The sequence below is a fragment of the Arthrobacter sp. 10L424 genome, assembly GCF_056395325.1.
In genome coordinates, this window is the sequence record NZ_JBFTJH010000003.1 from 459,184 (window position 1) to 474,080 (window position 14,897).

Annotated in this window: 12 protein-coding genes; 4 read left to right on the forward strand and 8 right to left on the reverse strand. The window is 67.7% G+C overall.

Annotation, left to right across the window (positions count from 1 at the left end; genetic code table 11):
• Nucleotides 1-8 precede the first annotated feature (8 nt).
• Complete coding sequence (locus AC1DC5_RS07715; protein ID WP_476864738.1) at nucleotides 9-995, reverse strand: hypothetical protein; 987 nt, start codon at nucleotides 993-995, stop codon at nucleotides 9-11.
• Nucleotides 996-1,065: 70 nt separating this feature from the next.
• Between AC1DC5_RS07715 and AC1DC5_RS07720 the strand changes: the two genes are divergently transcribed.
• Nucleotides 1,066-1,470: a nuclear transport factor 2 family protein gene (locus AC1DC5_RS07720; protein ID WP_476864739.1), complete on the forward strand. Its 405-nt coding sequence runs from the start codon at nucleotides 1,066-1,068 to the stop codon at nucleotides 1,468-1,470.
• Nucleotides 1,471-1,519: 49 nt separating this feature from the next.
• Here AC1DC5_RS07720 and AC1DC5_RS07725 read toward each other — a convergent pair whose 3' ends face one another.
• From AC1DC5_RS07725 to AC1DC5_RS07735, 3 genes are read right to left on the reverse strand one after another with little or no spacing between them, the layout of a single operon-like run.
• Entirely contained in the window at nucleotides 1,520-2,653 is a 1,134-nt protein-coding gene (locus AC1DC5_RS07725) for an FAD-dependent oxidoreductase (protein ID WP_476864740.1), read from the reverse strand.
• Entirely contained in the window at nucleotides 2,646-3,302 is a 657-nt protein-coding gene (locus AC1DC5_RS07730; RefSeq protein WP_441404324.1) for a class I SAM-dependent methyltransferase, read from the reverse strand. Before AC1DC5_RS07730 ends, AC1DC5_RS07725 begins: the two co-directional genes overlap by 8 nt.
• Before the next feature lie 48 nt (nucleotides 3,303-3,350).
• Nucleotides 3,351-4,574 carry a type III polyketide synthase gene (locus AC1DC5_RS07735; RefSeq protein ID WP_476864741.1) on the reverse strand — a complete coding sequence of 408 codons (1,224 nt, stop codon included), beginning with the start codon at nucleotides 4,572-4,574 and terminating at the stop codon, nucleotides 3,351-3,353.
• 531 nt (nucleotides 4,575-5,105) lie between these two features.
• On the opposite strand from AC1DC5_RS07735, the gene AC1DC5_RS07740 reads away from it, so the two are divergent.
• A complete protein-coding gene (locus AC1DC5_RS07740) occupies nucleotides 5,106-6,191 on the forward strand; it encodes an AAA family ATPase (protein ID WP_476864742.1) in 1,086 nt (361 codons plus the stop codon).
• A gap of 249 nt (nucleotides 6,192-6,440) precedes the next feature.
• Nucleotides 6,441-7,130, forward strand: a complete 690-nt coding sequence (locus AC1DC5_RS07745; RefSeq protein WP_476864743.1) for a hypothetical protein — start codon at nucleotides 6,441-6,443, stop codon at nucleotides 7,128-7,130.
• Between the two features lie 29 nt (nucleotides 7,131-7,159).
• On the opposite strand, the gene AC1DC5_RS07750 is transcribed toward AC1DC5_RS07745, so the two are convergent.
• The 4 genes from AC1DC5_RS07750 to AC1DC5_RS07765 form a co-directional block, all read right to left on the reverse strand.
• A complete protein-coding gene (locus AC1DC5_RS07750; RefSeq protein ID WP_476864744.1) occupies nucleotides 7,160-9,760 on the reverse strand; it encodes a non-ribosomal peptide synthetase in 2,601 nt (866 codons plus the stop codon).
• 157 nt (nucleotides 9,761-9,917) lie between these two features.
• Complete coding sequence (locus tag AC1DC5_RS07755) at nucleotides 9,918-11,084, reverse strand: MFS transporter (RefSeq protein WP_476864745.1); 1,167 nt, start codon at nucleotides 11,082-11,084, stop codon at nucleotides 9,918-9,920.
• Nucleotides 11,085-11,251: 167 nt separating this feature from the next.
• Complete coding sequence (locus AC1DC5_RS07760; protein WP_476864746.1) at nucleotides 11,252-13,453, reverse strand: elongation factor G-like protein EF-G2; 2,202 nt, start codon at nucleotides 13,451-13,453, stop codon at nucleotides 11,252-11,254.
• Nucleotides 13,454-13,609: 156 nt separating this feature from the next.
• Nucleotides 13,610-14,086 carry a VOC family protein gene (locus AC1DC5_RS07765; protein ID WP_441404132.1) on the reverse strand — a complete coding sequence of 159 codons (477 nt, stop codon included), beginning with the start codon at nucleotides 14,084-14,086 and terminating at the stop codon, nucleotides 13,610-13,612.
• A 151-nt stretch (nucleotides 14,087-14,237) separates the two neighbouring features.
• Here AC1DC5_RS07765 and AC1DC5_RS07770 point away from each other — a divergent pair, with 151 nt between their 5' ends.
• The gene (locus AC1DC5_RS07770; protein ID WP_476864747.1) at nucleotides 14,238-14,873 is read left to right on the forward strand and encodes a LysE family translocator; all 636 of its coding nucleotides are present in this window, start codon (nucleotides 14,238-14,240) and stop codon (nucleotides 14,871-14,873) included.
• Nucleotides 14,874-14,897 lie beyond the last annotated feature (24 nt).

The window sequence follows — 14,897 nt, forward strand, 5'->3', positions numbered from 1 at the left end:
CCAACAGACTACTGGCGTCCGCAAGCCGCCGAAACGAAATCGTAGATGCGCCCGCGCAGCACCGCGCCGGCGTCGATCTTCAAGACGCCGTCCCGTCCGCCCGCCGACACCCTGAGCGGCAGCAGTGTGCCCACTTTGTCATCCGCGATGGCGTGCGGATCGCAGCGCGCGGGCCGGATCCCCAGCCGGAAGTGCTGGATGGCGCCGCCGGCGTTGACCGAGACGGAGCGTGGCCATGGCGCGGCCTGGTCTTCGTCGAGCAGGGTGGTCCCTTCGATCCAGTTGATCGTCAGGGTTCCCGTGGAACCGGGGTTCACGGCACCCGGGGTGCTCCGCGGCGTGATGGCAAGTCCCAGCACTGCGCTTCGCCCGTCGGCGGACACTTCGAGTTCCGGTTCCAGCCGGATTACGGCGACTGCGGCTGCCGCCTGGGCGAGGCACATTTCCGCGTTGTTGCGGCTGAGCACACCAAAGGGATCGGCGGCGGGCACCGTTGCGGCGGGCACGGTTCCCGTGGCGCCGGCAAGCTGAAGTCTTACTGCGGGCCCGCCGCCTGATCCGGCCGTCTGGATTCCGCACTCCGGAGCGCGCAGTTGTGCCTGCAGGATCTTCGTCTGGCCCGGCGGCAGTTCGATCCCGCCGGGAGTCGCCGGCCACTCGATGGTGCCGGAATAGAGCGGGCTCGTGAGTCCTGCCCCGAGCACGGTCACCGGGCCGGCGGTGGTGTTCGTCAGCTGGATGGCAATGATCTGGCGGCTGTAGTTGTCGCGGAGCTGGTTGATCTCGGCAGTGACGGGGGCGGCCGCTGTGGCCGGCGCCCCCGTTGCCGGCGGTTGGGACGGATCGTCGGCAGGGGACGCGCCCGCGCTGCAGGAGACCGTCAGGGCGAGGGCTGCCGCGGCGGCGGCGCCTCTGAATTGCGTGGCGCCTCGGGTTCGACCGGCGGGACGTCGGTGCGTCGGCGGCAACTGGCGCAGCGGGAGGAAGCAGCCCATGGGGCCAGTGTATTCCTGGCGCAGGCCCCTGGCAGCGCCCCGGTCGGGAGTTTTCGGTTAGTCTCGTTCGATGACGTCACCGACCCCTTTGAACTGCGTCCTTGGCCTGCTCCGCGCTCTGGAATCCGGCGGCCGGGCCGCGGAAATCGCACCGTTCCTCGCCGAGGACTACATCTTGACCGAGGCACCCCATCTGCTGGCGCCCGCCGGAGCAGTGCGGAACCGCGATGAAGCCCTGGCGGGGGCAGCCACGGCCCACGACGTCGTCTCCGGGCAGCGTTTCGAGGTACGGCGCACGACGTGTGAGGGCAACCGGGTGGTGGTGGAAGCCGAGTGGACGGCCACCCTGCTGATGAACCTGCCGCACTGGGACGCCGGCGAGATGATCCGCGCGAGGATCGCGTCCGTCTTCGAGGTCAGGGACGGCCGGGTGGCCAGCCAGGACAGCTACGACTGCTATTTCATGCCCGCCTGAGCCAACCTGCCCGGCTGGCTCACCGCAGGTTGATTTACCCCAGGTTGAATCACTGCATCGTGAACCGGCGGGCCACGAATCCGTTGACCGCGGATACGGCGCCGGCCGCCTCGATGGCGCGGTTCCGCAGCGACCACGGACCTGCCGGCAGGGGCCGCCCGAGCGCCATGTTGATTTCGGACTGGCGGGCCGCCCGGGCGGCGGCAGCCTTGCGGCCCGCCTCGAACTCCCGGAGCTGCACCCCCACGTGCTTGCCGTGCAGCGACGCGAGCACCACCGGGGCCAGGGCGACGGCGTCGAGCCAGCCCAGGTTCATGCCCTGGCCTCCGATGGGGCTGATCTCGTGGGCGGCGTCGCCGATCAGCACGGTGCGGCCCGTCACCATGCGGTGCACCAGGCGTGAGCGTACTCCGAAGCGGCTGAGCATGCTGTTGCTCGCCGGATCGACGTCGATGCCCGTTCGTTGGCGGATGCTGTCCACCAGCCAGCGGACATCTCCGCCGGTCCCGGACTCAGCGAGGCGGACCACCCAGCGGCGATGATTCCCGGGCAGCGGAAAGGATTCCACGATTCCCGCCGCCGCCAGGAACAGGGCCGCGTCCGGACCGAATCCGGTGGTGTCGGCGAAGTCGCCCATGAGGTAGCTGTCAGGGTAGTCCTTCGCCCGGACGGGGGTGCCCAGCTGGGAGCGGACGGTTGACCGGACACCGTCCGCAGCGATGGCGATGGCCGCCGTGTACCGGACCGCCGCGCCGCCCGCCACGGCTTCCGCGGTGACCCGGCCGCCGTCGTCGTTCAGGTGCTTCACCCTGACTCCGCGGTGGAGCGCGGCCGGGTCCAGTTGCCGGACGCATCGTTCCAGGATGGCCGCTGTCCGGGTCTGCGGCAGGGACAGGACAAAGGGGTAGCTGTCCGAAACACCGGCAAAGGACATCTCGGCGAGTGTCCGGCCGCCGCCGACGGCGAGGCCGCGCCGGATCTGGACGCCCTCCGCCACGAGGTCCCGTGCCACGCCGATTCCCTCCATCGCATCCAGCGACGGGGGATGGACGCCAATGGCTCGGGAGTGCGGCTCGGCGCCGGTGCGCTGTTCCAGAACGCGGACGCTCACACCTGCCTGGAGCAGCAGGGCGGCCATGAACAGTCCCACCGGTCCACCGCCGATCACCAGGACATCAACCATGGGCGGTCCTGTCGAGGACCAGCAGGTTCCGGAACGGTGCGCGGCGGCGGACGATCCAGCCCGGGGGAGCGGCGGCCCGGAGTTCGGCGGCCGTGTAGCTGCGGCGGATGGACGTGAGGCCGTCCTGCCGGATGTAGGACCGGGTGAACGGCAGGGCGCCGGCGTAGAAGAGGGCGTAGGCGGCCGGGCTGCGCCGGAGGTCGTTGTGGATGACCCTGCCGCGGCAGAGCTCCGCCGACTCGGCCAGGAACACCGGCAGTTCGTCCTCGGCCAGGTGGTGCAGCACATGGTTGGACACCACCAGGTCGAAACTCAACCCCTCAGCGATGAGGTCGGCGGCCGTGGCCTGCCGGAACCTGACGCCCGCGGCCGGGTGACGTTCCGCGGCGAAGCGGCTGGCCCGCGGATCGGGATCGATGGCAGTGATCTCCAGGCGGAGCCCGTCCCGCGCAGCCCAGCGCGAAAGCATTATGGGCACGTCGCCGCCCCCGCAGCCGATATCCAGCAGGGTGGCCGGAGTGCCCGGACGGAGCCGGGGCCTTAGCTGGCTGACGTAGATGCCGCGCCAGCCGGAAACGGCGCGGTTGACCACGGCAAACTGGGCGTACGTGCGGTCCAGCTTGTCCGGGTCGCAGCCGGGCAGGTCCATTTCCTCGACGGCGTGGGCGGCACGTTCCCGCAGCAGGTCCACCGGCTCTCAGGCCAGGGCCGATTCCGGCTGAGCGGACACGGCCGCCGTGTCCTGGGCCGCTCGTGTTGCCTCGTCACGGCCCCGGCTGGTGAGTTTGGTGAACAGGGCAGTTTCCACGGTCAGTCCGGGCCCGAAGGCCATGGAACAGATCCGTTCGCCGTCGCCGGCGCCGTCGGCAGCACCGGCCAGCGGCAGGTCGAGGATGTGCCGGAGCACAAACAGCACGGTGGCGCTGCTCATGTTCCCGTAGTTGCGCAGGGTTTCCCGGGCCGGGACCAGTTGCTCGTCGCTCAGGTCAAGCCTGGACTGGACCTTGTCCAGGATGCTGCGGCCGCCGGGGTGGATGGCCCAGTGCCGGATGTCGCGGTAGGGGAGTCCCACCAGGCTGCTTTCCCGGGAGAGGAGCGGTTCGAGGGCTCCGATGATGTGGTCGTCGATGATGTGGGGGACATAGTTGCCCAGGACCATCTCGAAGCCTTCGTCACCGATGTTCCACGCCATGGATTCCTCACCGACCGGCGTCAGGACCGTCTCGAAGTGGTCCAGTTGCAGCAGCGCCGGTTCGTCGGGGTCCTCACGGGCGGTCACGATGGCCGCTGCCGCGCCGTCGGCAAACAGTGCCGATCCCATGATCGTGTCCGGATCGTTCGAGGTCCGCACGTGCAGCGAGCACAGCTCCGCGCAGACCACCAGCACGACGGCGTCCGGATCCGCCTCGCAGAACGACTTGGCCGCGCGCAGTGCGGGAAAGGCCGCGTAGCAGCCCATAAAACCGAGGTGGTAGCGCTGCACAGCGGGATTCAGGCCCAGGGCGCGGACAATTTTATAGTCGGGTCCGGGGTTGAAAAACCCGGTACAGGAGACCGTGACGAGGTGAGTTATGTCAAGTAAAGTGATTCCGGGACAGGCATCCAGGGCCTTCTGGGCCGCCTCAATGAAGAGCTTGGTGGCCTCGGTGGCGAAGATGTCGTTGCGCACCTTGGTGCTGGGGCTGAGCAGCAAACCCGTGCCGGAATCGAAAAACCGCGGATTCTCTGCCCGATGATCTTTTGTCAGTTCCGCAACGGCCGTATAGCGGGTGTCGATGGCCGCAGAGTCAAAGCAGGTGCCGACCAGCCGGGTGCCAAGCCTGGTGAGGCCAGGCTGGGCCGCGAAAACGTCCCGGGCTTCGGCTTGGACCAGAACGGTCGGCGGGACAGCAGTTTCCAGGGACCTCAGGTAGACCGTCATGGTTCATTCTCAGTGAGGCCGGCGCAGATGACAATGGATTCGGTCGCGGAACGGGCGGATTGTCCCGCCGCCGGCATCAGTTGAGCGGCGCGGCCGAAGGTCCTCTCGGAGCTCGTTCCAGAACGCCGATAATCAACATTATGTAAAGTAGAAGTGATTTTCTCCTTTTAGGCAGTCAGTCGGGTATCCCCTGCGCGGCTCCCGTTCGTGCTGCCGTCGGATGGCGTGAACGAATCGGCGTTGGGACTGTCGGTGACCTTCCAAGTCATGTCAGCCCCTGACCGCGTCTTCGATATGAACGGCCCGGGCCTTCGGTATAAACGCTGCCGGCGCATGGCGGCCAGCCACGTGATCGGGCGAAGAATGCCCGTTCCAGCGCAGAGGCTGATCCAACTGCAGAATCCGCCGATCGGGACACGGCAGTATGCGCTCCCCCGGGCCGGGTCCTGGGCGCAGTTGATATAGGCTGGTTTGAGTTTCACCAGTTTCACCAGTTTCACTGGTTTCACCCAGTTTCACCCAGGGGGCCCCGTGCTAAACCCTTTCAAGCCGACGGCCGGTGCCACGCCGCCGGACCTGATCGGGCGCGCCGGGCTGTTGGACGAATTCGAGTACGGCCTCCGCCAGGGCTCGGGCGCTCCGGGACTCCTCACCATCATCACCGGAGCCAGAGGCATCGGCAAGACCGTCATGTTGAGCGCCGCGGAAGAAATCGCAAGCAATCATGGCTGGGCAGTCATCTCCCGGACGGCCAACCCCGGGTTCCTCGCCAGGATCGGCGATGACATGCTCCGTCTGCTCGACGAGCTCGGTGACGGCCCGCCCACCCGGAAGATCACTGCCTTCTCCGCCGCGGGGTTCGGGCTGACAACCCAGCTCCCCCAGGAACGCGTTCCTGACTGGCGTCGGACCGGAGAGGAGCTGCTGGAGCTGCTCCAGGGAAAAGGAACAGGCCTGGTCATCACCATTGACGAGATCCACGCCGTCGATCGGGCGGAAATCTCCCAGCTGGCCTCGGACGTGCAGCACTTCATCCGCCAAGGGCTGCCCATCGGCCTGATCTTCGCCGGACTCCCCTCCGCCGTGTCTGATCTGCTCAACGAAGGAGTCGCGACCTTCCTCCGCCGGGCCGACAGGATAAACCTTCACGAGGCGGCCATCACCGAAGTCACTGCGTCGTACCGGGAGCTTTTCAGTCGGAGCGGCATCGAAGCCTCCCCCGCCCACATCGCCGAAGCCGCGGACGCCACGGAAGGCTACCCCTTCCTCATCCAGCTCGTCGGCTACTACCTCTGGATGGAAGCCGACAAGGCGGGTTGGAGCCTCAACGAGGACAATGTCCAGACGGCCATCACCGCCTCTCAGCGACGCAACTCGCTGGTTGTCGTTGAGTCTGCGCTGTCGGACATCTCTGAGAAGGACCGTGCTTTCCTTGACGCCATGGCCTGGCAGGACGGCCCTTCGACAGCCGGCCAGATCGGGCAGGCCATCGGTTCCAAACCCAATGTGGTGTCGAAGTACCGCAACAGGCTCATCGCCGCCGGACTGATCGAATCAGCGGGATACGGGAAGGTCGATTTCGCCATTCCCGGCCTGCGCCACTACCTCCGAAGCTGACTGCGCAGGGTCTGCCGCTGGTCTGGCGGACGTCTGTCCTTCGGACCACAATGAGTGCACCGGTTCGGGGGGTGATGTGGCGTGACGCTGACTATCATGGTTTCGGGCACTCTCCTGCTGATTATCGGCGCGGGGCTGGTCATTGCCTTCGGAGGCCGCCCTGTGCGATCCCCGGAGGCCCTTGCCCGGCCCGCCTCCGGATCGGAGACCCCGGCTTCGGCCCTCCTTCGCTACCTGTGGGGAGCAAACGTGGCGACCGTCGCCGCTATCGCGTCCGCGTTCCTCGTTGCCTGGCCCGGCGGACGGCTCGTGATGCGCCTCCTGGCCCTTACCTCACCGGCGTCGGCACAGGGAAGACTTACCGAGGCTCAAGCAATCGTTGGAATTCCCTCGTTCGAGGGCACGATGGCTTTGTTGATTTTCGCCGGCCTCCCGGCGGGCTTTACAGCAGCATTCATCTACATGCTGCTACGCCACTGGCTCCCTGCCGGCCGGTGGGCGGGCCCGACGTTGGGTGTACTTCTTCTCCTGGCCTTCGGAGCGTCCGTGGATCCGTTGCGGCCGGACAATATTGACTTCGACATTGTCGAGCCTGGGTGGCTGGCGGTCGTCCTGTTCGCAGGCCTCGCCGTGTTCCACGGTGCGCTCGTCGCTGCAGTTACCGGCGCGGTCAGTGACCGTCTACAGCCCCTGGCCAGAAAAACCTGGAAGTCCTATCTGCCGCTGGTGGCGGCGGTTCTGTTCCCGCCCGCCGGGCTCGTGCTCGGAATCGGCGCGTTGCTCGTGATGGCCTGGGCGAAGATCATTCCGCCCCGTCTGGAGGGCAGTTCGCGGCGGCCGCGGGCTGTCCTCCAAGCGGGGCGCGGCATTCTTCTCCTGGCGTCGCTGGCCGTGCTGCCGATGTTTGTCGGCGCGGTGACCTCGATCGCGTCACGGTGAGCCGGTCAGGAACCACGCGGCTGTCGAGCTCACCCGAAATCCACAGCCACGGAGGCTGCTTGCCTGCGACGACGGCGGGCGGCCAGCCGGGCGCGAAGCCAGCGCTCTGAGACACCCATGACCCGGGTAGCCACCGCCCAGTAAGCGATGCCAACCGCAAGGGAAGCTGCGACCGCCAGTCCCTTGCTGGCCTGATCGAACAGTGGATACACGAGCCAATGCGTTACGTAAGCGTAGAGCGAGGCGCTGGCCAGGAGGCCCGTGATCCCGTGGAGAGCGCGGGGCACGGGCACCGTCGGGAGCCAGAGAAGGATGAGTACACCGGCGAGGACCGTGAAGTTTCGGAATTCGTCGTCGAACGCCCCGGGGATGGTCAGCACGGCAAGGACCGTCACGATCGTCCGCTTCCACAGCGTTCGGGACGCCGACGCCGCCCAACCGAGCGCAAACAGCCACAGCACCGGACCCTGGCCCGGGTACGGAAGGTCAACAACCCGGAAACGCAACAAAAGGTCCGCGCCAAGGAGAACTACAGGAACGGCCCATGGCCACCGGCGTTCCGCCCGCCCGACTGCGGGTATCGCCAACAGGACAGCCAACCCGAGCAGGATGTGCACCAGCGCCTCCACGAACCAGAAGCGGGAGAGGTCCGTCCATCCTTCCGGGCCGAGCAGGGAGTTGAGCAGGAACACATTTGCCCAGCTGTACGTGTCAGTCACGGCAAATGCGAGGCCAATCACCGCGACGCTTGGCACCACGATCCTGGCAACGGAAAGCAGCTGCCGCCGCAACCGGACACGGGGCGGGCCGCTTAGCTGGAACCGGGCAAAGTTGAATCCGGCGACGGCCACCAGCACGTGCGCCATGCCTTCCCAGGAGAACCAGCGGATATGGGTGGAGATGATGAAAAGGATTCCCAGGGCGCGGAGCACAATGCCGGTCTCCATGGGTGCGAGCAGCCGCCTCCGCCATTTGTGGAACATCGCCCCCACGGAACCTGCGGACCCCTCCGCGTCCACTCCGCGGGCGCGTGCAAGCTCACCCAGCGGCATCAGATGCCAGTCGAGGGGAACATCTCCGAGCGCACGCTCAAGCCGGACTGATGCGGCAACATAGGACAGTGAATCGCCGCCCAATGAAACGAACGTGTCCGTCTCACGGATGTCGTCGCGTTCGAGGACGTCCGCGAAAATGCTCCGAACATCGTTCGACGCCAACCCCGGGTCGCCTTCCTGGTCCTTTGCGCTAGCTTGTTTCTCTGAGTGCAGGGCCAGGATCGCGGGATAGTCCGGCTTCCCGCTGCTGAGTCGCGGGACAGCCGCCACGGAGTGCAGATGGATGGCTGCGCGCGGCACACCCACGTCCTGGGCGACCGTTTTGGCGATCAGGGACAGATCCTGTCCGGATTCGACGGCGGCCACCACCTGGCCGTCTATGCCCGCGGCCGCGGCGGAAAGGCCCAGGCCTGCGAGGATCCGCTCAACCTGGCCAAGGTCAACCCGGAGACCGACGATCTTCACGAACCGGCTGCGGCGGCCAACAATCTCATAGAGGCCCTCCGCGGTCCGGCGGGCCAGATCGCCGGTGTGAAGTTCCGTGACCGTGCGGCCCAGCGCCAAATCCTCGGGCTTCTCGGCGTAGCCGAGCATAACGTTGGGTCCGGTGTAGACAAGTTCGCGGTCCTCCAGGCCGGGGACCGGGGCCAAGCGGAACCCGCCGCCCGGAATCGGGATGCCGACGGCTTGCGGGTGTTCTGCCGCGACGTCGGGAGGCAGGTAGGCCATCCTGGCTGTGGCTTCCGTCTGCCCATACATAACGAACAGGTCCCACCCCCGGCGCCGGCCCAGCTGCGCGTAGTCACGAACCCGGTCCGGGTCCAGGCGTCCACCTGCCTGGGTGATGTAGCGGAGGCTTGGCAGGTCCTTGTCCGCGAAGCCCACCCGCTCCAACAGATCGAACGTGTAGGGCACCGCGGCGAAGGAGGTCACCCTCTCGTTGCGGGCCAGCTCCCAGAAACACGGGTCCACCACGGAAAGGTCGGTGAGCACCACCGAGGCCCCTGCGCACAAGTGGCTGTTCACGACCGACATGCCATAGCAGTAGGACAAGGGAAGGGTGGTGGCGGCCCTGTCATCGGGGCGCAGCTGCAGGTACTCGGCGATCGCGGCCGCATTGGCCTGGACGGCCTCGGCGGAGAGCCGGACAAGCTTCGGCGAACCAGTGGAACCGGACGTGCTCACCAGCAGCGCCAGTTCCGGGTGCAGGGCGTGGCGCGTCCCTTCCCGGCGCACGTCAAACACTGCTTCGCCCTCCTGAATGCGGGCCACAACGTCCGGGTCGTACACAGAAACAAGGGATTCAGAAGCCCTCCCGCCACCGGCCGGCAGAATGAGCAGCGGATGCCCGGATGACAGGGCCGCCAAATACACCACAAGGGAGGGCAATGAGTTGTCTGCCTCCAGGGCAACCAGACGGCGTACCGTCCCCAAAGACCGGGCTGCAGCGTCCACCCGGTCGGCGAGTTCGCCGTAAGTCACGGATTCGCCGTCAACGTGTACAGCGGTCCGGCCGCCGAATGCAGCCAAGCCAGCAGCAAACGAGACACCCGCCAGTATTGGCTCAATAGTCACCGGTGCACTTTAGAAGGTAAACCTAACCTAACTCAAATGGAGAATGCCGAGCCGGTGCCCGCGCTGGCCGGATCCGCGGCGGTTCCACCCGTCGGCGTCGTTTCTGCCCGGGACGGTTTCATGCGGTCATGCGCCTCCGCCGCCGGTGCCGGCCGCGCTAGCCGCTGTGCACAACCGGGCGGTCACCCACGCCGAGTTTCGTAAGGGCGCGTGGGCCCAGGACGGAACCGCTGGCGATGATGCCGGCGAAGATCAGGCACGACAGCTGCCACGATCCACCCTCGTACAGCAGGCCCGCCAGCAGCGCCCCGGCGGCAGCGCCCAACATCTCGGAGGTGGTCAGGAGGCTCATTCCGCGTCCCACCCGGTGCCCGTTCGCCTCGGCGACGACGGCCCGCTGAATCGGCAGCAACATCGCCCAGGCGGCGCTCGTCAGAACCCACAGCGCGGCGATCACGAGGGGACTTGGCGTGAACGCGAGTCCGGCCGCAGTCAGGGCCGACGCGACGGACGCGATGACATAACCAGTCCGCCTGCCGCGGCGTTCGACGAACCGGTGCAGCACGCGCGGCATGGCCGTGAGCACCACACCGCCGGGCAGGTAGATAAGGGCAATCTGGTAGACCTCGAGCCCAAGCTCCCTTTGCAGGTGGAGCAGCAGTAGCAGCGACACGCCGGCCTCGGCCACGGCGGTCACCAGCGCTACGAACAGCAGCGGGGCGAGGCGCCGTCCATCGCCCCGGATCCCGCCCGGCGGCTGTTCCTGCGGCGGCGGCAGGAACTTTGGCACGCGGACCAGCAGGACCGCCGCGGCGGTACAGGCAACGGCGAGGATCCCGAAGACTCCGCCGAAGCCGACCACCGGCAGCAGGACCATGGCTGGAATCCAGAAGAACCACGATCCGAGCGCTTCGGAGGACAGCAGTCCGGCCAGGGAGCCCGAGTCACGCTCGAGGTCCTCGGCCGCGATCGCCCGGACTGCGATCCAAAAGAACGCCCCGCCCGCGCCTCCCACGACAGCCGCGGCGACGGCGAGCGGAAGCGAAGTCGCGAGGGCGTAACCAAGGCAGCTCACCGCGTACAGCAGCGCACCGGCCGCCGCCACAGTCGTTCGCACCCGCGTGTCGACCAGCCACCCCGAAACCGGACGTGCAATCACCGAAATGACAAGCTCGACGGCGACGAGCGCGCCGATCGCGCTGGGCGCCAGGCCGAGCTCGATGCCGCCCCACAACGGGATCAGGAAATCCAGGATTTCCGCCGACCCGCCGATCAGGGTCGCGGCGGTGCCCGCGGCCCGCCGCCGGTTCGGTTGTATGCGCATTCGCCGATCCTAGGGGAAGAACTGCGAATAGCGTCGTGATTCGGTCCGCCGGGCGTCCCATCAGCCGCCGAGACAACAGCCGCCGGGACAACGGGCGCCAAGGCGCTGACGCAGGTTCGCGGCGGCAGGAATCGCGGCGGTGGATACGGAACCGCAGGAATCTTTAGTCAGTCTCTCGCCGCCGCACGGGCGGCTGCCGGCGGCACGGGTTCGTGGCGCAAATAGTTCCGGCTGAACCGGCCGCTTCCCGCGGTCAGAGCGCGCAACTCGATGGCGTACCGCAGCAGCTCCTGGTCCGGAACTTCGGCGCTGATTTCTGTCAGGTCTCCCCCGGCGGACGTGGTTCCGGTCAGGCGCGCCCGGCGCGACGACAGATCGCTCATCACCGCGCCCACGTGCTCATCCGAAACGCTGATGGTCGCGGCCGAGACGGGTTCCAGCAGCTGGATCCGGCCGGCCGCGGCGGCTTCCCGCAAGGCCAGCGCCCCGGCGGCCTGGAAGGCCGCATCCGAGGAATCCACACTGTGCGTCTTGCCGCCGATCAGGGTCACCCGGATGTCCACCACCGGGAAGCCCGCGGATACCCCTTTCTGCATCTGCGCCCGCACGCCTTTCTCCACCGAGGTGATGAAGGGCCCCGGAATCACCCCGCCGACGGTCTTGTCCACGAATTCGAAGCCGGCCCCACGATCCAGCGGTTCAACCTCGATGTCGCAGACGGCGTATTGTCCGTGGCCCCCGGACTGTTTGACGTGCCGGCCGTGGCCTGTAGCGGAAGCAGCAAACGTCTCGCGCAGCGGGGTGACAACATCCACGGTCTGCAGGTTGACGCCCTGCTCGCGCAGCCTGCCCAGAACCACGTCCGCGTGCGCCTCGCCCATGCACCAGAGGATCAGCTGGTGCGTCTCGGCGTTCCGTTGCACCCGGAGCGCCGGATCGCCGGCCGCCACCTTACCCAGGCTCCGGGCCAGGACATCCTCATCACCGTGGGAAGCCGCCTCGATGGCAACCGGCAGCAGCGGCTCCGGCATCTCCCACGGCTGGATCAGCAGCGGAAAATCCCTGGCCGAAACGGTATCCCCGGTCTCGGCAGGCCCGAGTTTCGTCAGGGCGCAGATGTCCCCCGCCACGCTGTACGGCACCGGCCGCAGGCTAGACCCCAGCGGCGAATACAGATGGGAGATGCGCTCATCGCTGTCGTGATCGGCATGGCCCCGGTCCGCCAGGCCGTGCCCGGCCACGTGGACGGCCGTGTCCTCGCGCAGCGTGCCGGAAAAGAGGCGGACCAGGCAGACACGGCCCAGGAACGGGTCGGTGGTGGTGCGCACCACCTCGCCAAGCAGCGGCCCCGAGGGGTCGCAATCCGGTGTGGCCGCGGGGCTGCCGTCAAGCAGTGTCACCGCCGGCCGTGCATGTTCGGTGGGCGGGGGGAAAGCCCGCGTCACTACCTCCAGCAGTTCGGCCAGGCCAAGGCCGGTCTCGGCAGACGTGGCGATCACCGGATGGAACGACCCCCGCGCGACGGCCGTCTCCAGGTCAGTGACCAGGACCTCCTGCGGTATTTCCTCGCCGCCAAGGTACCGGTCCATCAGCGACTCGTCCTCGCTTTCGGCGATAATCCCTTCGATCAGCGCGCCCCGCGCCGCCTCCGCGGCGACACGTTCGACGTCGTCCGTGTTCCGGTACGCGGGCAGAGCATTGCCGGCCGGCTGTTCCGACACGGTGCCCGAGAGCAGGCCCAACAGTCCAGTGACCTCCGCCTCCTTGGTGACCGGCAGGTAGAGCGGGAGCACCGCGTCGCCGAAGGCCTTCTGGCACCGCTCCAGGGCGGCATCAAAGTCCGCGCGGGGATGGTCCAGCCGGCTGATCACCACCGCCCGCGGCACCCCGGCGCGCTGGCACTCCCCCCACAGGGCTGTCGTGGCAGAGTCAATGGCGTCCACCGCCGAGACAACAAACAACGCCGCGTCCGCCGCACGCAGCCCGGCCCGCAGTTCGCCAACGAAATCCGGGTACCCCGGCGTGTCGAGGAGGTTGACCTTGATACGGCCGGCCATGACGGGCACCACGGAGAGGGCGACGGAGCGTTGCTGGTGGATCGCGGCAGGCTCCGAGTCACCGACGGTGGTGCCTTCGGTGATCGAGCCCTTCCGTGAAATCGCACCGGTGGCTGCGAGCAGCGCCTCTGCCAGCAGCGTCTTTCCGGCTCCTGAGCGGCCAACCAGCGCCACGTTCCGGACCTGCTCCGGCTGTTCGGGCGGCAGCGCATCGGAGGAGTCGGACCGCCGGAGCTCGGACGTGCCGCGGGCGGCGGCCTTCGCCGGTACCTTCGCGTCCTTCGCCGGTACCTTCGCGTCCTTCGCAGGCATGGGACCCTCCTGGTCTACACCGCCGGCCGGCCGGGCCGCCGGCATCCGTTCAACATAGGGCTGTCTATATGGATTGGACACCCTGCGGCGATCTGACGGCAAGATGCAAAGCCGGCCCCCGCCGAATCGGCGGAAGAATCCGCGCCCGGTCCCGGCTCAGCTTCCGTCGTAGGCCCGCTGAAGTGCCGCGATGTCGAGCTTCTGCATACCCAGCATGGCCTGCATGGCGCGCTGCGAACCCTCCGGGTCCGGGCCGCCGATCAGCCCGCCCAGCGCGGACGGGACCACCTGCCATGAGACCCCGTACCTGTCCTTGAGCCACCCGCACTGGCTTTCGGTGCCGCCCGCGCCCAGTGCGGCCCAGTAGCGGTCCACTTCCTCCTGGGAAGAGCAGTCGACGACGAAGGAGACCGACTCGTTGAACGTGAAGGCGGGTCCCCCGTTCAACGCGGTAAACGTCCGGCCGTCGATTTCGAAGCGGACGGTGATTGCCTGGCCTGCCGGGCCCGGACCGCCCTCACCGTAGCGGGAAACATCGAGCACCTTTCCGCCGTCGAAGACGGAGACGTAGAAGTCGGCGGCTTCCTCCGCCTGGTTGTCGAACCACAGGCAGGTAGTGATCTTCTCGGCCACGTCGCGTCCTCTTTCTATTGGCCCGTGCCGGTACGGGGTCTCAGGGGGACAGTCCGGCGGCATTGCGGGGGTGCTGGCCCGAGCCTAGTCCCGCGGGCTACCGGGCACAACGGCTCCCCCGCCGCGGCCCCGGGCGCCGTTATCATGGCGTATGACCATCGCCGACGCCCTCCTGCAGTTCGCCCTCGTGGCTGCCTTGCTGACTCTTGTCCCGGGTATGGATACCGTGCTGGTGCTGCGCACGGCCATCAGCCGCGGACACGCCCCGGCTTTCGCCACCGCGGCGGGCATCTGCGCAGGAACCGTGGCCTGGGGGCTGGCGGCCGCCATCGGCGCATCGGCCCTGCTGGCCGCCTCGGAAACAGCGTTCACGGTACTCAAACTCGCCGGCGCCGGCTACATGGCCTGGCTGGGAATTTCCATGCTGGTCAAGAGCCTCCGCCCGGGGGCGGCGCCCGCGGCCGTGGAGCCGGCCACGGCTACGGGCGCTGTCCGGACAGACTGGCTCACCGGCCTGACCACCAGCCTGCTGAACCCCAAGGTCGGTGTCTTCTACATGGCGATGATTCCGCAGTTCATGCCGGCGGACGCCCCTGCCCTGCTCATGGGAACGCTCCTGCCCCTGGTCCACAATGCCGAGGCGATGGTCTGGTTCGCGGTCATCATCCTCGCCACCCACCGCGCCCGGCGCTGGCTGCAGTCGCCCACGGCCGGCAAGGTGACGGACCGCATCGCCGGCATCGTCCTGATCGGCTTCGCCGCGAGGATCGCGACGACGAAAGCCTGACCTGCGGTCGCCGGCCCGGCCCGG

Coding starts and splice junctions, on each gene's coding strand:
- AC1DC5_RS07720 (WP_476864739.1), top strand. CDS start 1,066: ATGACGTCACCGACCCCTTTGAACTGCGTCCTTGGCCTGCTCCGCGCT.
- AC1DC5_RS07770 (WP_476864747.1), top strand. CDS start 14,238: ATGACCATCGCCGACGCCCTCCTGCAGTTCGCCCTCGTGGCTGCCTTG.
- AC1DC5_RS07730 (WP_441404324.1), bottom strand. CDS start 3,302: ATGGACCTGCCCGGCTGCGACCCGGACAAGCTGGACCGCACGTACGCC.
- AC1DC5_RS07760 (WP_476864746.1), bottom strand. CDS start 13,453: ATGCCTGCGAAGGACGCGAAGGTACCGGCGAAGGACGCGAAGGTACCG.
- AC1DC5_RS07725 (WP_476864740.1), bottom strand. CDS start 2,653: ATGGTTGATGTCCTGGTGATCGGCGGTGGACCGGTGGGACTGTTCATG.
- AC1DC5_RS07715 (WP_476864738.1), bottom strand. CDS start 995: ATGGGCTGCTTCCTCCCGCTGCGCCAGTTGCCGCCGACGCACCGACGT.
- AC1DC5_RS07735 (WP_476864741.1), bottom strand. CDS start 4,574: ATGACGGTCTACCTGAGGTCCCTGGAAACTGCTGTCCCGCCGACCGTT.
- AC1DC5_RS07755 (WP_476864745.1), bottom strand. CDS start 11,084: ATGCGCATACAACCGAACCGGCGGCGGGCCGCGGGCACCGCCGCGACC.